The organism is Adlercreutzia caecimuris B7 (genome assembly GCF_000403355.2).
In the GTDB taxonomy this organism is placed as follows: domain Bacteria; phylum Actinomycetota; class Coriobacteriia; order Coriobacteriales; family Eggerthellaceae; genus Adlercreutzia; species Adlercreutzia caecimuris.
On sequence record NZ_KE159646.1, the window covers coordinates 34561 to 52068 of the forward strand.

The 17508-nt window shown below is 66.2% G+C and carries 15 protein-coding genes; 12 read left to right on the forward strand and 3 right to left on the reverse strand.

Annotated elements, in window-relative coordinates:
- The first annotated feature begins 2 nt into the window (after positions 1 to 2).
- The 9 genes from C811_RS04475 (at position 3) to C811_RS04515 (ending at position 10108) form a co-directional block, all read left to right on the forward strand.
- Positions 3 to 2366, forward strand: a complete 2364-nt coding sequence (locus C811_RS04475) for a heme lyase CcmF/NrfE family subunit (RefSeq protein ID WP_016308278.1) — start codon at positions 3 to 5, stop codon at positions 2364 to 2366.
- Positions 2363 to 3076, forward strand: coding sequence for a heme ABC exporter ATP-binding protein CcmA (gene ccmA, locus C811_RS04480; protein WP_016308279.1), 714 nt, complete (start codon positions 2363 to 2365; stop codon positions 3074 to 3076). Before C811_RS04475 ends, ccmA begins: the two co-directional genes overlap by 4 nt.
- Positions 3077 to 3955 carry a heme exporter protein CcmB gene (locus C811_RS04485; protein ID WP_016308280.1) on the forward strand — a complete coding sequence of 293 codons (879 nt, stop codon included), beginning with the start codon at positions 3077 to 3079 and terminating at the stop codon, positions 3953 to 3955.
- A 175-nt stretch (positions 3956 to 4130) separates the two neighbouring features.
- Complete coding sequence (locus C811_RS04490; protein ID WP_016308281.1) at positions 4131 to 4898, forward strand: cytochrome c biogenesis protein; 768 nt, start codon at positions 4131 to 4133, stop codon at positions 4896 to 4898.
- Between the two features lie 9 nt (positions 4899 to 4907).
- Positions 4908 to 5099, forward strand: a complete 192-nt coding sequence (locus C811_RS04495; protein ID WP_016308282.1) for a hypothetical protein — start codon at positions 4908 to 4910, stop codon at positions 5097 to 5099.
- 200 nt (positions 5100 to 5299) lie between these two features.
- Entirely contained in the window at positions 5300 to 5716 is a 417-nt protein-coding gene (locus C811_RS04500; RefSeq protein ID WP_016308283.1) for a DUF454 family protein, read from the forward strand.
- Positions 5717 to 5961: 245 nt separating this feature from the next.
- The gene (locus C811_RS04505; protein WP_016308284.1) at positions 5962 to 8421 is read left to right on the forward strand and encodes a molybdopterin-dependent oxidoreductase; all 2460 of its coding nucleotides are present in this window, start codon (positions 5962 to 5964) and stop codon (positions 8419 to 8421) included.
- A gap of 7 nt (positions 8422 to 8428) precedes the next feature.
- Positions 8429 to 8989, forward strand: coding sequence for a 4Fe-4S dicluster domain-containing protein (locus tag C811_RS04510; RefSeq protein WP_016308285.1), 561 nt, complete (start codon positions 8429 to 8431; stop codon positions 8987 to 8989).
- Between the two features lie 324 nt (positions 8990 to 9313).
- Positions 9314 to 10108, forward strand: a complete 795-nt coding sequence (locus C811_RS04515) for a Crp/Fnr family transcriptional regulator (RefSeq protein WP_016308286.1) — start codon at positions 9314 to 9316, stop codon at positions 10106 to 10108.
- A 216-nt stretch (positions 10109 to 10324) separates the two neighbouring features.
- On the opposite strand, the gene C811_RS04520 is transcribed toward C811_RS04515, so the two are convergent.
- Positions 10325 to 11449 carry a DUF5692 family protein gene (locus C811_RS04520; RefSeq protein WP_016308287.1) on the reverse strand — a complete coding sequence of 375 codons (1125 nt, stop codon included), beginning with the start codon at positions 11447 to 11449 and terminating at the stop codon, positions 10325 to 10327.
- 321 nt (positions 11450 to 11770) lie between these two features.
- Here C811_RS04520 and C811_RS0102550 point away from each other — a divergent pair, with 321 nt between their 5' ends.
- The 3 genes from C811_RS0102550 (at position 11771) to C811_RS04530 (ending at position 15036) form a co-directional block, all read left to right on the forward strand.
- Positions 11771 to 12364 carry an FMN-binding protein gene (locus tag C811_RS0102550; RefSeq protein ID WP_016308288.1) on the forward strand — a complete coding sequence of 198 codons (594 nt, stop codon included), beginning with the start codon at positions 11771 to 11773 and terminating at the stop codon, positions 12362 to 12364.
- Entirely contained in the window at positions 12357 to 14201 is a 1845-nt protein-coding gene (locus C811_RS04525; RefSeq protein ID WP_016308289.1) for an FAD-dependent oxidoreductase, read from the forward strand. Before C811_RS0102550 ends, C811_RS04525 begins: the two co-directional genes overlap by 8 nt.
- Before the next feature lie 64 nt (positions 14202 to 14265).
- A complete protein-coding gene (locus tag C811_RS04530) occupies positions 14266 to 15036 on the forward strand; it encodes a hypothetical protein (protein ID WP_016308290.1) in 771 nt (256 codons plus the stop codon).
- Between the two features lie 127 nt (positions 15037 to 15163).
- On the opposite strand, the gene C811_RS04535 is transcribed toward C811_RS04530, so the two are convergent.
- Together C811_RS04535 and C811_RS04540 are read right to left on the reverse strand one after the other, a co-directional pair.
- The gene (locus tag C811_RS04535) at positions 15164 to 16102 is read right to left on the reverse strand and encodes a MarR family transcriptional regulator (protein ID WP_016308291.1); all 939 of its coding nucleotides are present in this window, start codon (positions 16100 to 16102) and stop codon (positions 15164 to 15166) included.
- A 370-nt stretch (positions 16103 to 16472) separates the two neighbouring features.
- The gene (locus C811_RS04540) at positions 16473 to 17504 is read right to left on the reverse strand and encodes an FAD:protein FMN transferase (RefSeq protein ID WP_022926343.1); all 1032 of its coding nucleotides are present in this window, start codon (positions 17502 to 17504) and stop codon (positions 16473 to 16475) included.
- Positions 17505 to 17508 lie beyond the last annotated feature (4 nt).

Below are 17508 nucleotides of genomic sequence, written 5' to 3' on the forward strand. Positions count from 1 at the left end.
CCATGGGTGTCTCGATGATCGGCCTGCTCGGCCTTTTAGTAGCCTTCGCGGGCTGCGTGATTTCGGTGCTGTGCCTGGGTGTGGCCCACATCCTGTACAAGAAGCGCTCCTTCGAGCGCTCTGAGACCTTCGCCTGGGGCGGCCGTTTGGCTGCTGTGCTCGTGGCGGCGGCCCTCACGGTGTGCTGCGCCGTGCTCGTGTGGTGCTTCTTCACCGGTGACAACTCCATCCAGTACGTGCTGGACAACCGCTCCAACTCCGTGTCCGACATCGCCTGGCTCTACAAGCTGGCGGGCCTGTGGGCCGGCCGTCAGGGGTCGCTTCTGTTCTGGGCGTGGCTCATCGCCGTGTTCAACTCCGTGCTCGTGTTCGCCACGCGCAGGGATGCGCGCCCCCTCGATAACGGGGCGCTGTGCATCGCCCAGCTCGTGCTGACGGCGTTCGTCTCGGTGCTGCTGTTCTCCGAGGCCAACATGCCCTTCCTGACCACCGATTCCCGCTACTTCGCCGAGAACGGCGTCCTGAACGCCGCCGCTTCCATGCGCTCCATGAACGCGCTGTTGGAGCACTGGGCCATGGCCATCCACCCGCCCACGCTGTTCATCGGCTACGCGGGGCTCACGCTGCCCTTCGCCTACGCCGTGGCGGCGCTTATCGTGGACGACGATTCGGCCCTGTGGGTGAACCGCTCGACCGGCTACCTCATGTTCTCCTGGCTTTTGCTCGGCATCGGCATCGGCCTGGGCGCCGTGTGGGCCTACGTGGTGCTCGGCTGGGGCGGTTACTGGGGCTGGGATCCGGTGGAGAACGCGAGCCTGCTGCCGTGGCTTGTGGGCGTGGCCCTCATCCACTCCTTCACTGTGTATCGCCAGCGCGGCGCCTTCAAGCGCTGGAGCGTGTTCTGCGCCTGCCTCACCTTCTGCTTCGTGGTGCTGGGCACCTTCATTACCCGCTCGGGCCTCGTGCAGTCGGTGCACGCCTTCGAGGGCGACCCAGTGTCGCTCGTGATGTTCGGGGCGCTCATCGTGCTGTCGCTTTTGGCCGGCATCGTGGGCCTTGTCGTGCGCCGCAAGAGCTTCGGCGCGGTCAATGCGGCCGATGACGACATCGAGTCCATGGCGTCGAAGGAGGCGGCCTACTACGTGAACAACCTCATCATGGTGGTGTTCGCGGTGCTTCTGGCCTACATGACCGTGTCCTCGGCCCTGCCGAGCTGGCTGCCCTTCGGCGGCCAGTCCCTGTCGGCGGGCACCTACAACGCCATTGCCCGCCCGCTTGGCATCGCGTACCTGGCCGTGCTGGCCATCTGCCCGCTTCTGGGCTGGCGCCGCACCGACAAGGAGGCCTTCTGGCGCGCCGCCCGGGTGCCGGGGCTGTGCGCGCTCGTGCTGTTCGTCGTGCTGATGGTGTACTTCGCCACGTACCTGCTGCCCAGCTACAATGCCATGATCGCCATGGGCGGCACCACGGCCGAGGGGCTGCTGGAGCAGGGGGCGCCGGCCTACTACAACGGCCTGACCGTAGTGGGCTTCGCCGTGGCGAGCCTGCTCGTCTTCAACGCACTGTTCATGGCCGTGCGCGCTCTCAAGCGCGTGACGGCGGCTACGGTGCGCCGGCGGCTGTCCCTGTTCGGCGGCTCAGTGGCCCACGCGGCCATGGGCATCATCCTCGTGGGCCTCATCGGGTCGTCCATGTACGTGACCGAGGTGACCGACTATGTGCCCTACAGCGAGGACGAGGACGCCACTGTGGAGCCCTTCGTCATTCAGGACTTCGAGCTGCAGTATACGGGCAACAACATCGAGGAGCTGGGCAACGGCAACGTGAAGTACACGGTGTACTTCGACGCCTACCGCGACGGCGCCTTCGTGGGTTCTGTGGCCCCGGCCGTGCAGGTGGTGGGCGCCACCCAGCAGCAGAAACTGGAGGCGAGCGTCATCAGCTTCCCGCTGGAGGATCTGTTCGTGGTGTACCGCGGCGTGAACGAGAACGGCGACTTCTCCATGGACGTGCGGGTGAACCCGCTCATCTCGCTGGTGTGGGTGGGCTTCGGCCTGCTCATGGTGGGCTGCCTCATCCCGCTGTTTGCCAAGCGGGCCTCCAAGCGCGAGGGCGACGAGGGCGACGACGAGCCGGCCCGCGTCCTGGCGGCCGAGGCTGCCACTGCCGACGAGGCTGGCGCGGCTGGTGCGGCCGAACGCCCTGGTATCGTGGAGGCGACCGCGGCCGAGGAGGTGGCCCTCGTGGAAGACGCCGAGGGCGATGGGGCCGCCGGAGCCGATGCTGCCGCTACTGCGGCCGATGCGGCTGGCGCTGCCGATGGCGCTGACGAGGCTGGCGCGGCTGGTGCGGGGGAGGGCAAGTGAACCCCGCCATTACGGTCGAGCATCTGACGAAGTCGTTCGGGGGCCGCAAGGCTGTCGACAACGTGTCCTTCACGCTGCCCGAGGGGGCCTTCCTCTCGGTGTTCGGCCCCAACGGCGCCGGCAAGACCACGCTTCTGCGCATGCTGGCCACCCTGGCGCGTCCCACCGAGGGCGTCATCACCCTGGCCGGCATCAACCTGAAGGAGGAGCCCGAACAGGCCCGCGAGGCCATCGGGCTCATCTCCCACAACCCCATGCTGTACCCCGACCTCACGGCCGAGGAGAACCTGCTTCTGTACGCGAAGCTCTACGGAGTGCGCGACCCGCAGAAGCGTGTGGTGGAGCTGCTGGATGCCGTGGGATTGAAGCACCGTCGCCTCGACCGGGTGCGCACCTTCTCCCGCGGTATGACCCAGCGGGTGTCCATTGCCCGGGTCTTGGTGAACGACCCGTCGGTGGTGCTTTTGGACGAGCCCTATTCGGGCTTGGATCCCCACGCCATGCGCATCTTCGACGAGCTCATCGACAGCGTGCGCGAGAACCGCACCTTCGTCATGGTCAGCCACGATTTGGACAAGGGCCTCGCCCTGGCGAGCCACGTGCTGGTGCTGGCCCGCGGCCGCGTGGTGCACTTCGGCGAGAAGGACCAGATGAGCCCCGGCGAGTTCGCCGACCTGTATCGCACCACCGTGGGAATGGGGGTGAGCTAGATGGAGGATCGCCACGGAGCGGAAGCCTCCGGGAATTCCGATTCGCTCAAACGGTCCTCGCTTGGTGAAACAGCCCACCGGGCTGTTTCAGTCGCTGCGGAACTCGCTCGGTCGGAACACCCGGAGTCTTCCGATGCGTCTTCTGCGGCTGAGCGCGAAGGGACGCGCAGCGCCCTCTGCCAGGCGCCCTCGACCTGGACGCAGTACAAGACCCTGCTCGCCAAGGACCTGAAGGCGGAGTTCCGCACCAAGGACATGGTGGTGTCCATGGGCATCTACGCCTTCTTGGTCATCGTGGTGTTCGGCGTGGCCCTGTCCTTCGCCCGTCCCGGGGCGGAGTTTCTGGAAGTGTCCGGCGGCCTTCTGTGGGCGCTCGTGGTGTTCACGTCGCTTCTGGGCCTGAACCGCTCGTTTGCCAAGGAGACGGAGAACGGCTGTTTGGAGGGCCTGCTTTTGGCGCCGCTCGACCGCGGTGTGATCTTTCTGGCCAAGGCGACGTCGAATTTGGTGTTCCTCGTGTTGGTGGAAGTGATCGCCGTGCCGCTGTACTGGGTGTTCTTCTCCAGCTTCGCAGCCCCGGCCGAGACGGGCTGGCTGCTCGTAGCGCCGCTCGTGCTCGGCAGCATCGGCATCGCCGGCATCGGCACCATGCTGTCCACCATCACCGCCGCCACCCGCGGCAAGGACGTGATGCTGGCGCTGCTGTTCGTGCCCGTGATCTTCCCCTTGCTGTACGCCTGCGTGTCGGCCACCACCTGCGCGCTCGTGGGCGGCGATGTGTTCGCCGACGGGTTTCTCACCTCGCTGGCGCTCGGCGCTGGCTACGATGTGGTTATGATTCTTGCCAGCTGGGTGCTCTACGATTTCGTGGTCAACTGAAGGAGACGACCTGATGCTGCGGTTCCGACAGGCACCCGCCCTTCGCGCTCAGAGCTTACCTTCGCGGCACGAAGGCCGCTCAGCCGCTCTTCAAGCGAATTGCAGGCACCTGTCGCAACCTCGCTGACTTATGCTCAACCGGTACTATGGGAAATAATTTTGGAGAGGAGAACGAGTGACTGATAAAACGTTGAAGCTGCCCGAGGCGGGGCAGTGGCCCGACAAGCTGGTGGCGCCGGCGCTCATTGCGGGTGCGGTGCTGACCACCATCGGGTTCCTCATGGCGTTCTTCTGCGTGGCCCCCGTGGGCGGTGCCACAGTGAACGGCGCCGAGCTCATCGGGGACGTGATGGTGTCCCAGAAGATGCTCCTGTCCCAGAAGATCTTCTACTTCCATATGCCCGTGGCCATCACGTCGTTTCTCGCCCTGGGCTTCGGATGCTACTACGCTGTGCGCTTCCTTATGACGAAGAACCGGCGCTTCGACACCTGCTCGCGCATCTGCCTGGAAATCGCCCTGCTGTTCGTGGTGCTCACCATGATCACCGGCGAGATGTGGACGCGCTTCGAGTGGGGCGTGTGGTGGAGCTGGGAGCCGCGCCTGACCACCTACCTCATCCTCATGCTCATCGTGATCGCCTACTTCGTGCTGAGAAGCTCGGTGGACGAGCCGGAGCGCCGCGCCACCTTCGCCGCCGTGGTGGCCATCATCGCCACTATCGACGTGCCCATCTGCTTCATGATCACGCGGCTCATTCCCTCGTCCATCCATCCGGTGGTGCTGCGCGAGGGCGGCATGAGCCCCGAGATGGGCTTGTGCGTGGGCCTGTGCGCGCTCGGCATGCTGCTTGTGGGCTTCGCCCTGTACCGCGCCCGCTTCAATCAGGTGCGCCTCACCCAGCGCGTTGACGCGATCAAGGAAACCCTCGACGACGAACGCTAGGAGATAGCCATGAATCCCATTCTTGCCGATATCTATTCCACCATCCTGCCCTCGGCCCCCTACATCATCGCGGCCTATGCGCTTTTGTGGGTGGCCCTGCTCGCCTACGTGCTCATCATCTTCCGCGGCACGAAGAAGGCCGAAGCTCAGCTCATGCTGCTGGAGGAGGCCGTGGCCGACCGTGCCGCCAAGGGCGAGTAGCAGCTCGAACGCCTCAAAAGTGGCGCAAAAGTTCGTTTCTGGTGCGGCGCTGATCGCCGGAGCGTCGCTCTCCTTGTCTTTTTCGCGGTTTCAAGGGATATTTCGAGCGATTTTGGTCGAAAAAGCGCTCTGTATGACCTCGATGTGCACCAAAAGCGAAATATTGCGCCACGTTTGCCGTCTATGGGAGACATGAGCCTATGAAGACTGTTGCCAGGATACTCGTTCTCGCCTTCGCGTGGCTCTGTGTGGGTGCGGCTTTCGTGGGCATCTTCGTGCCGGTGCTGCCTACCACGCCGCTGTTGCTTCTGGCCACCTTCCTGTTCGGGAAGTTCTCGCCGCGCTGCCATCGGCTGATCATCTCAAGTAAGGTGTATCGTTCCTACGTGGTGCCTTTCAAAGAGGCCGGCGGTATGCCGGTGAAGGCGAAGATGCGCATGCTGATCATCTCGCTTTCGGTGCTGGCCGTGTCGGCCGCCCTTGTGCAGAAGCCCTTCGTGTGGGTCATCTTGGCCGCGGTGGCGCTGTTTCTCGTGTACCTCATGGTGGTGCGCATCCCCACGGTGGGGGAGAGCGCTGTTGCCTACGAGGCCGCCGAAATCGAACCGGAGGCCTGAGGGACGGTCCTCACCCAAATGGCCCTCGTTCCCGGGCGGCGCGACTTCGGTCGCGCCGCTTGTGCTTTCGGCCCCCTTGCGTTCAGGGCTTTGCCGTTGTCGGGGGGCACCCGCGGCCAGGCCCGTCGCCCCAACACTGGGATCTCCTTGCGCCCAATATTGGGCAGAAGCTGCCACGTCCCCCTTCCTATACTTTCCCTATCCGGCGCCTTGCCGCCGTATCGAGGAGAGAAAAGAGGAGGACTATGGAAGAGAAGGACCAACTGGCCCCCACCGAGTTCGTGCATGACGGGAAGCTCACCCGCCGCACCTTCGTGAAGGGCGCGGGCTGGCTGACCATCACGTCGGCCGTGGGCGCTACGGCTGTGGGCTGTGCGCCGAGCGCTCCCGCCGAGAAGGACGAGCTGGCCGAGACCGGCCCGGTGGCCGACCCCGAGGAGGGCTTCACCTATAAGAGCGCCTGCTGCTCGGTGAACTGCACCTCCCGCTGCCACTTGCGTGCTCGCGTGAAGGACGACAAGATCTACACCGTCACCCCGGGCCAGATGCCCGGCCGCGACGACTACGCCAACTGCTGCTTGCGTTCCATCGGCCTGGGCACCCGCACCCACGACGAGAACGTCCGCGTGATGCACCCCATGAAGCGCACCGGCGAGCGCGGCAGCGGCGAGTTCGAGCAGATCTCCTGGGAGCAGGCCATCGAGGAGATCGCCGAGCGCATGGAGGCCTCCAAGGCGCAGTACGGTGCCAAGGCCTGCGGCTTCTACTCGTTCACGGGCAATCTGTCCAAGCTCTCGTGGGAGGCGCCCACGCGCTTCGCCGGCACCTACGGCGGCACCGCCTTCGACATCGAGGGCATCATGGGCGACCACGGCGCCACCATGGGCATGACGCTCTGCTTCGGCCAGGGCCGTGGCGCTCACGACACGCGCGACTATATGAACTCGAAGATGGTGGTGCTCTGGGGCCGCAACGTGGCCGACACCCACACCTCCGAGTTCCGCTATCTCGTAAAGGCCCGCGAGAACGGCGCCAAGATCGTCGTGGTAGACCCGCGTCTGTGCTCTACGGCCGCCATCGCCGACCAGTGGATTCCCATCAAGGCCCAGACCGACCCGGCGCTGGCCCTCGGCATGATGAACGTCATCATCTCGAACGATTTGCACGCCAAGGACTGGCTCGTCGCGAACTCCGTGGCGCCCTTCCTCGTGCGCGAGTCCGACGGCATGCTGCTGCGCGACGGCGAGGGCGAGGACGCCGCCTGGATGGTGTGGGACGAAGCGGCCGGCAAGGCGGTGCCCAACACCACCGAGGGCGTGACCGCCGCGCTTTCCGGCACCTTCGAGGTGAACGGTGAGACCTGCCGTACCTCCTTCGACCACTTGGTGGACGAGGTGTCGAAGTACACGCTGGAGTACACCTCCGAGATCACCGGGCTCGCCCCCGACGTCATCGAGACCTTCGCTATGGAGTACATCAACGCCCAACCTGCCGGCATCCGCATGGGCCAGGGCATGCAGCGCGTGTACAACTCGCACTCGCCCTTCCGCACGGTGGCCACGCTGGCCGCGGTGGCCGGGTATATCGGCGTGGAGGGCGGCGGCGCGTCCCACGCGGGCGGCACGGCCTCCATCCGCTCCACCCCCGGCATCACCATCCCGGCGTTCAACTACGACGAGTGGGCCGACACCGGCGCCAACGAGGTGAATATGGTGAAGAGCTCCACGCTCTACGACCAGATCATCACCGGCGACCCCAACCCCATCGACTTCATGTGGTTCGCCAACTCGAACTTCATCAACATGAGCCCCGATTCCAACAAGATCATCAATGAGGTGCTGCCGAAGATCTCCACCATCGTGACGGTGGACCCGTACTGGACCTGGACGGCGCGCTACTCCGATTACGTGCTGCCGGCGTGCAACTACTGGGAGAAGTGGGACTTCCTCGACCGCTCGCCCTGGGTGTTCTTCCAGAGCCCCGCGGTGACGCCAGCCGGCGAGAGCAAGTCCGACGTGGAGATCATGTCGCTTCTGGCCGCGAAGGTGGGTCTGGGGGACTTGTGGGCGAAGACCGACGAGGAGTGGGTGCGCAGCTTCGTGAACGAGGAGCACCCGGCCTGGGAGGGCTTTGACTTCGATCAGGCCGTGGCCGACGGCATCTGGGGCCGCCCCGATGGCATCTACGACTCTCAGATCGTCTTCGCCGACGGCGTGTTTCCCACCCCCTCCACGAAGTTCACGTTCTACAACGACGACCTGGTGGAATTCGACGAGCAGGTTCCCTGCTACAAGCCCATGCTGGAGGATCCGAAGGGCCCGCTCGGCGAGAAGTACCCGCTCGTGTTCTTGCAGTACCACGACCGCATGAACGTGCACACCCAGCACATCGGCATCCCGGCGCTCGCGGGCATTCAGGACGAGCCTCTGCTGGAGATGAACCCGGTGGACGCCGAGGCGCGTAGTATCGCCGACGGCGACGTGGTGAGCATTACAAACGACCGTGGCGCCTGCAAGATGAAGGTCTTCCTCACCGAGGGCATCGTGCCCGGCACGGTGGCCACCCAGAGCGGCTGGACCCCCGACTACACCATCGAGGGCAACTACCAGACGCTCACCCATTTGACGTTGAACCCCACGGAAGAGCACATTTCCCAGACCTGCACGGCTTTCTACGACGTGCTGGTGGAAGTAGAGAAGGCGTAGGTGCGACATGGCTAAGCAATACGGAATGGTGATCGATACGACCCGCTGCATGGGCTGCCAGACCTGTGCCGTGGCCTGCAAGGTGTCCAACGAGGTGCCCGGAGACATCTACTGGGCCCACGTGGAGGGCCTTGACGGCGACGTATACCGCCCCACGGGCACGTTCCCGCAGGTGAAGATGAACTTCCGTCCGACGTTGTGCAACCACTGCGCCGAGCCGGCCTGCGCGGCCAACTGCCCCACGGGCGCTATGGCCAAGCGCGAGGACAACGGCGCGGTCGTGGTGGATCAGGAAGTCTGCATCGGCTGCGGCACCTGCGCCCAGTCCTGCCCCTACGGCGTGCCGCAGATCGACGAGGAGGCCGCGGTGTCCTCGAAGTGCACGATGTGCTTCGACCGCCAGGACAACGACCATCGTCCCTGGTGCGTGCAGGCCTGCCCGGCTGAGGCGCGCATCGTGGGAGACTTGAACGATCCTGAAAGCGATGTGGCGAAATACATCGCCGAGAAGGGCGCCGTGCCCTATCTCGAGGAGCACGGCACCCAGCCTTCGGTGTACTACGTATAGGCGCGATCCACGCCGGCGGTTCTGCCTGCGCCCCGGCGCCCGAGCGTTCGGGGGCGCAGCCTGCAAGCGCTGCCCCCTCCCGCATCCGAGTGCCGGGAGGGGCGGGTGCTTGATCGGCAACCCTCCCTCCCTGAGGCGAAACGGCCGTCTGCGCCGTTTCGCCTCGTCGGCATTGGGAGGGGCCGTGGTAAGATGACGGGGCGGGAGCGCATCCGCTCCGGGAAGGCGGCTGTTCGCGCCGCAAGGAGGCGGTGCCGTTTGAGGTGCCGTGCACAAGAGGCGCACCCTAGGGGAGCGTGCCGTTCGAGGGGGAGAGGGGACTTCATGACCTGGACGGGAAAGAACGAGATTCTCGACGAGACGGTGGCCTTCGACGAGTTGGTCGCCATGCTGGAAGAGGCGGGTGCGGCCTACGCGGTGAAGCGCGTGCCCAAAGACGCCATGGTGTTCTGGCACGGCGAAGCCGACGGCAACCACTACTATGTGGAAAGCGGCGCGGTGGAGCTGTTCAGCGTGGATGCGGCCGGTCGCAGGAAGGTCATCGACCGCTACGGGCCAGGCACGTTCTTCGGCTTCCACATCCTGCGCGACACCGATCTGCCCATGTCCACGGCCCAGTGCATCGAGGCGAGCCGGGTGGTGGCCATTCCCAAGGAGTCGTTCTTCAAGCTGCTCCACAGCTATTCGCACTTCGCCGACCGCACGGTGCGCTACCTGTTCGGGCTTCTGTCCATGCAGACCCGCGAGGTGCTGAGCCTGTCGTTCTACGGCGCCGGCCAGCGCGTGCCCATGCTCTTGGCCGAGCTGGTGCGCGAGCGGCGCGAGGTGGCCCGCGAGGCAGCCGCCGCCTCGGTGCGGCCGTCCTCGCTGCGGGCACGCGGGCCGGAGCGGGCTATCTCGGAGCTTTTGGAAGCCGCGCCGCCCGCAGATGGGGGCGACCCGCTTGTACTGCCCTACGGCAACAACGAGCTGGCCGATATGCTGGGGCTCTCGCGCAACTCGGTCACCACGGCCCTCTCGCGCCTGCAGGCCCAGGGCGTCATTGAGAAGCAGCGCAACGCCATCCGCATTCTCGACGAGGGCAAGCTCGCCGACATTGCCCGTCTCGAGGGCGAGTAGGGGGCAGCTGAGGCGCCGCTTTTCGGCGAGCGCGATGGGGATCGTGGCCGCCTCCGCTTCCATCCGCCCTTCCTCGCGGCCCTGCGACCCCTCCGCACGGAAAATAGGAGCGGACCTGCACGAGTCCGCTCTTCGGGGATTTCGAGCCCCCGTTGCAAAAAAGCGGGCCCCGTCAGGGAGCCCGCTCTCAAGCGAGACTTGTGCGTCGCCTCGGCGCTACTTGCGCTGCGGGGTCTCGACGTCGGTCTCTACGGCCACGTACACGAAGCCCGGGGTGCCCTCGGCGGGCAGGTCGTTGTAGGCCACCATCTCGGCGATATCGGCCGCCGTGGCGCTGGAGGGCTCGGTCTCAAGCAGGTAGGGGGTATCGGCGCGGCGCTCCATGGCCTTCTGGAAGTCCTTGGTGCCCACGAACACTTCCTGCTTGTAGGGGTTCACGCCGAGCTTCTTGGCACGGTACATGATGTAGGCCAGGGCGGCGACGTTCGCGAGGAGCGCGATGAGGGACACCGCGAGGTTCACGTTGGGGTTGTTCACGGAGTTCGCCGCGAAGATGGAGTCGTTGGCGAACATCGGCACCATCTGGCAGAACATGCACCACATGGACAAGGTGAAGGCGCGGTTCTGGATCCAGCCGCCCTTGTTCCACAGAAGCCCGGCGATGGTCGGCGCCAGCAGCAGGGCCACGCCGCAGTACCAGGAATGGGTGGGCAGGCAGTTGTAGGTGTAGCAGAAGTTCCACAGATCGTAGGCGATGATGAACACCCAGGTCATATCGGGCCACAGCATGTCCTGGCGCTTCTTGGAGATGTAGATGCCGAACCAGCCGGTCATGCAGGCGATATTAAGCAGGCCGGCGATGCCGTTGAACACGTTGTGCCAGCCGCCGTAGAGCGTGACGCCTTCGGTGGACACCCAGGTGGTGCCCCAAGCGCGAAACGCGCTCTCGAAGTCGCTCACCACGGCGATGAGGATGTTGATGGCCACGATGACGAAGGGGAAGGCCTTGAACCAGTGGGAGCGGCCGATCTTGCCCCAGGAGTACTTGAGCATCATGAAGCCGATGCAGCCGGCGGTAGCGGCATACACCTTGGCATAGTGGAACCAGCTGTTCATGTCGGTGTGGGTGGGGTTGGCAAGCGCCCATTCGGCGCCGGCCGCCGCGCCGATCTCCACGGCGAGGCAGTAGACGGTCATGGCGCCGCACACGCCGAAGAACATGAAGCATCCGCCGAACTTGGTGCGGCGGGCGAACTCGTTCAGCAGGATGAGCAGGACGAGCACCATGGCCAGGCCGAGCCATTGGTAGAGCGCGTTGGGACCGTACACATCGAATAGCATGGGTATCCCTCCTTAATAGATACCGATCGGGCAAGCTCGCCGCGCCTGGACCGGAGACCCGCAGTGTCCAGTCCAGCCGCGGTGGCTTTGCAAGTGACCTTGCAATCGTTGGTGACCACCATACTCGGCTTCCCATCTTCAGTCAATATCCATAAATTATCAGTTTGGTAGTAATTGACGGAATGAAAAACTGCGTCAATATAGCCTTGATATACGGGGAAAATGCTGATATGCTCCGCCTAAATAAGTTCATGAGAGAAAATAAAAGAAAACTTTCATGAAGAAATATTAGGAAAACAAGTCGGAATGATCGGAGGGACTATGAACGGAGTGAAGACCACGGCGGCCCTCGGATGCGCCACCGTGCTCGCTTTCGGGCTGGCCGGCTGCGGCGCCTCGTTCGAGGGCTCGGGGTCGAAGGACGCGGCCTCGGCCGAGCAGCTGGCCCTGCGCGCCGACGACCCGTGGGCGGCCGAGGTGGCCGAAGACCCGTCGGCCCGGGTGGCCGGGGATGTGCGCGACGGGGTGTATACCGGGCGCGGCCGGGGCATGGAGGGGTGGATCACCGTGACGCTGCTTATCGACGACGGGCGCCTGACGTGCCTGGAGACCGCCCAGGACGGCGAGAGCCAGAGCCGCGGCGGCTACGAGGCCATCCGCGACGGCGTGTACGCCCAGATGATCGAAGCGGCCCAAGGGCCTGACATCGACGCGGTGGCCGGCGCCACCATCACCACGGCCGGCGTAAAGCAGGCGGTCGAGGATGCGCTGGCCCAGGCCGGCGCCGAGAACATGACGGACGCCGCCGGCGATGCTGCCGGCGCGGACGGAGCGGCGGGAGCCGATGCCGCGACCGCCGATACCGCCGCGACCGACGGTGCGACTGCCGAGAAGGAGGCTGAGAGCCATGAGTAAGCTCAATCAGGGCGCGCACCTTTCGCGCCGCGACTTTCTGACCGGATCGGCCCTCGCCGCGGCCGGGGCCGCTGCAGCGGGGCTGCTCGCCCCCGAGGCGGCCCTGGCCGCCAGCGCCGAGCGCCGGGGCGACTGGACGCGCGAGGGCGACCCCGTGGCCGCCTCCGATCCGAGTAACACCACCAACGCGAGCGCCGCCGACGGCACCTACCGCGAGCACGACGCCGCGAGCTTTCCCGCCAACGACGCCACGCCCATTCCGCCCCGGGACGTGCCTGCGGCGTGGGACTACGAGTGCGACATCTGCGTGGTGGGCGCCGGGGGCGGCGGCCTGAACGCCGCGGCCCGCGCCTGCGAGCTGGGGGCCGAGGTCATCTGCGTGGAGGCCATGGGGCTTCCCGGCGGCAACGCCCAGGAGGCGGGCATGTGCGGCATCCTCGGCGGCTACTCCGGCCAGGAGGAGAAGAAGTTCGCCTTCCCGAGCTACCCCTTCTCGCCCCAGGCCCTCACCGACTGGGCCATGGACGAGTACCACTACGCGGCCGATCCGAAGCTCATCTACAAGATCGCCTCGGAAGGCGGCAGGAGCCTCGACTGGATGGCCGAGTGCGGCGTGCACTGGCGTCTCGGCGAGGTGCCGGTGTACGTGGCGCCGAAGCGCTCGACGCTCGACCACCACGTGCTGAAGATGAAGGATGCCACCGACGCCATGTACAACTACGCCAACCGGCACGGGGTGGATTTCCACTTCCAGAGCCCGGCGGCCGCACTTGTGCAGGACGACGACGGGCGCATCGTGGGCGTTGTCGTGAACGAGGACTACGGGAACGAGAAGTACATCCACGCCAAGCGCGCCGTCATCCTCACGGCCGGCGGCTTCTGCAACAACAAGGCGCTGCTGGACAAGTACATCCCCACGGCGGCCATGGGCTGCGCCTCCAGCTACCTCACCGCCGGCGAGACCGGCGAGTGCTTCCGCATGGGCCTCGGCGTGGGCGCTGACGTGTCCGGCTTCAACAGCTCGGCTTCCTTCGACGGCGGTGTGGACTGGCAGGCCGAGGGCGGCACCTGGGCGCGCTTCCTCTACGACGGCATGACCCAGCTCTCGCGCCAGCCGTGGCTGACCATCGACCGCTGCGGCAACCGCCTGCGCTACATGGACTCCCGCGTGGGAGAGGACGGCGCGAACGCCATCTATGCCCTGGGGGATTTGGCCACCATCCAGATGACCCCGCCGGGCCACCGCTCCTACATCATCTTCGATGCCAACTACGAGGATCATCTGGCGGGATTCGCCCAAGAGCACTGCCGCAAGCTCATCACCCCCGATCTGGAGCAGATCGAGAAGGTGCCCGAGCACTACCGCGACTGGCACCACGGCGTGCAGGATGCCATCGACGCCGACGTGCTGAAGCGCCGCGACACCTTAGAGGAGCTGGAGGCCGACCTGGGCCTGGCCGAGGGGGTGCTCACCGAGGCGGTGGCGAAGTGGAACGAGGCGTGCGAGCGCGGCGAGGACGATTTCATGTACCCCATGCCGCCCGAGTGGCTGCACGCCATCACCACACCGCCCTTCTACGGCTGCCGCATCGGCGGCAACCTCTACGGCACCAAGGCCGGCCTGCTCATCAACGACCAGATGCAGGTGGTGGGCACGAGCGGCCGCGTCATCCCGGGGCTCTACGCCGGCTGGCACACCGCCGGCGGCGCCTGTGGCGAGAACAGCTACATCGGCGACCCTATCTTAGGCTCGCTCATGGGGGACGTGGGGCTCGCCTTCTGCGGCGGGTACCTCTGCGGCACCTCGGCGGTGGAAAACGAGATGGGCGAGGCCTAAGGGCGCGCTCTCGACGGCGCGGGGCGCAGGACGTTCCGCGGGATTGCTTCGGAAGGAGCTGACTATGAACGATACGAAAGCAATGGCGCGGCCGTTCCTCACGCTGTACGCCATGGGGCTCGTGATAGCGATTCTGGCCCGCATCGGGCTTACCGTGGCCGGGGGCACCGGCGTGCTCGCCTTCGACTACATCTCGGCCTCGGGCGTGCCCATTCTGGATGTGATCTGCTCCATCCTCACGGGCTCGGCCTTCGTGGCCTTCCTGTTCGCGGCGGGATTGGCGCTCGTGGTGTCCACGGCCGGCGCGGTGCTCTACGGGGCCCTTGCGGCCCGTGGCGACGCCCGCCCGCGCCCGGCAACGGCGTTTCTGTGGGGCTGGGCCACGGCGCTTACGGCCATCGTGTGCCTGGTCGTGGTGGTGCTCGGCATCCTGTCGGCGGTGCAGGTGGGCTCCATGAGCTCGAAGCTGCCGGGGCTGCCCGTCATCGTGCTGGGCGTTATCGCCTTCGCGGCCTTCCTGGGCACGTTGCTCGGTGCGGCGTCGATGGTGGTGTGCGCCTGTGTGGCCCGCGCCCGCGCCGGGCATTCCCTGGCGGTGGGCCTCATCGTGGCCTGCGCGGCCTGCGGCGCGGTGGTCATGGTGCTCACGGTGGGCACCTTCTCGGCCCTGAATGTGGCGGCGGTGAGCCTGCCGGCCCTCGGCGGCTGGGCGGCGGCCGACCTGGTCGTGAACGTGATCCTGCTCTTTGGCTCTGCGGCCCTTATCCGCAGGCAGGAGGGCGCCCCGGTGCCGAAGGCGAGCGCGAAACCAGCGGCGGCCGGCGCTGCAGGGTAGGGCGCGGCCGACCGTTTCCTGTGCGGGATGGCGGTCTCGGCCGAGATAGGAGAAGGCCCCGACTGCCGGCATCGTCGCTGGCATCGGGGCCTTTTGCATCGGCTGAAAACGAGTGGGTGGCTAGCTTCTAGATTTCCTGGAGCAGGTCGTAGGCGGCCTGCTCCTTTGCTTGGCGCTGGGCGTCCAGGTCGGCCACCACCACGTGCCCCACCTGCTCGATGGCCTCGCGCTGCCCGGCCGTGAGGTTGGCCCACAGCTTCGTAGCGGCCAGCTCGTTTACCGTGGCGCCGATGAGGAAGCCCTCGTAGACGCCCTCGTCGGTGAGGGCCACGTAGACGGCCTTCTTGTCCGCGGGCGATTTTAGCCGCCGGGCCCAGCCGCGCTGCACGAGTCGCTCGATGGCCCGGGCAGCGTTCACCGGCGACATGCGGAGTGCCTCGGCCAGAGCGCCCACGCGCTCGGGGCGGTCGGTTTCGCCGAGGCGCTGCACGATGCGGCACTCGTTGAATGACGCGCCCGTGGCCTCGCGCAGGGTGCGCTCGGTTTCCGCACGGATGAGCTCCACCGACACGAGCGAGCGCGAGGCGGGGAAGCGATCGGCCACCTCGGCGTTGAGCGGCGGCTCGATGGCGGCGCCGGCGGCCACGGCGGCCTCCAGGATAGTGCGGTAGGTGGGGTTGCCCGTGGGGAAGTTCGCGTACAGGCTCGCGACGAGGGACTCGTTCACCGTGGCGATGTGGGCTCGCCCCGCCTCGGTGATGGCCAGAAAGCGCGTGCGGCCGTCGGACTCGCCGGCGGCGCGGGTGGCGTATCCGCGCGATTCCAGCGCGTCCACTGCCTGGGTGACCACGTTGGGCTTCATGCCCAAAAGCCGTCCCAGCTCGCCTTGGCTGATGGCCCCGTTGGCCTGCAAGAGCTTCGTGAGCACGCGGTATTGGGTGATGTTCAACTCGCTGGCGGCCGCCAGCCCCTGGCGCAGCGTCTCGTGGGCCATCTCGAAGGCCACGAAGTACGTGGAGTCCAGATTGAACTTGTCTTTGGCGGGGGTGGGGCGCGTCTCGGTCATGGAAATCCTCACTTGTCGCGGTCGCCGAGTTGGCGAGCGCTAGATAGTTCACTGCTGTAATAATTGTACTGCGCAGAGCGCGTGCGGCAGAGGTCTGCAAGGTAAACAGTCATAATTTGGCCAGAAAAGCTGTTTTTGGTGCAACAGCGGCATTGCCGAGATGCTGCACAGGTCGGAAATGCACGAGTACCAACAATCGGCATCGTGAATGAGCGGAAAAGCGGGTCGCTCGAAGACGAGGATGACCCCGCTGTGCACCAAAACCGTCAATATGCGCCACATTACAGAGATGGTAGATGCAACATGGCAGCGGCGAACGTTGCAGCGGCGAGCGCGGCGGCCGTTTCCGATGTCGAGCGGGAGCCCGAGTCTAGCCGCGTGCCGGGGTGATAGTGCCCTGGGCGTCGATGAAGAAGGCCTGCTCGATCTCGGGCCGGCGGCGGGCGAGGGCGAGCCCCCGTTCGAGTCCCAGGGCCAGAAGGGTGGTGGAGAAGCCCTCGGCGTCGATGGACTTCTCGCAGATGACGGTGACGCCGGCCACGTCGGTTTCGGCGGGCATGCCGGTGCGCGGGTCCAAGATATGATGGCAGAAGGTGCCGTCGGGCGCCGTGAAGCAGCGCTCGTAGATGCCGCTTGTCACGGCCGAGCCGCGCGCGAGGGGCACGGCCCCGATGAGCTTCTCCGGCTCGGCGGGATTGCGCACGCCGACGTTCCAGGGCCGGCCGTTCGGCTTGGCGCCGCTCACGGCCACGTTGCCCCCGAGGTTCACGATGACGCCCGAAAGCCCGTAGCCCTCCATGGCTTCCACCAGTGCATCGGCGATCCACCCCTTGGCGATGCCGCCCGCATCCACTGCCGCAGCCGGATCGCCGAGCTGCGCGAGGTAACGGCCGTCTTCCCGCCATAGCCTCAGCTGGCGCCAATCGACGTGCCGCACCGCCTCGGCCAAGGCGGTTGCGTCGGGCGCGGTGCCCTCGTGGAAGTCCCACAGGCGCACGGCCGGCCCCACGGTGATGTCGAAGGCGCCCTCGCTGGCCTCGCAGTAGGCCAGTGCGCGCGTGAGCAGATCGAAGGTGAGCGGGTCGATGGCCACGGGCGCCCCGCCGGCGCCGTTCACGCGAGCGATGTCGGAGTGGGGCAGCGTGCGGCTGAACAGCCGCTCGTAGGTGCGGCAGAGCGAGCGGACCTCCTCGAAGGCCGCCCGGCAGGCCGCGGCCTCGCCGTAAGCCTCGATGTCGATGACGGTGTTGAAGGCGAGAAAGCGCACGCCGGCAGGCTTGCCGTCCGCCGCGTCGTGCCACTGCACGAAGGCCTCGTCGGGAATGGGGTCGCAGGCGCCTTCGCCCTCGGCGGCGCGTCCTTGCGGCGCGCCCTCCGTTATTTGTCCGCTGCTGGTTTCCATGGAT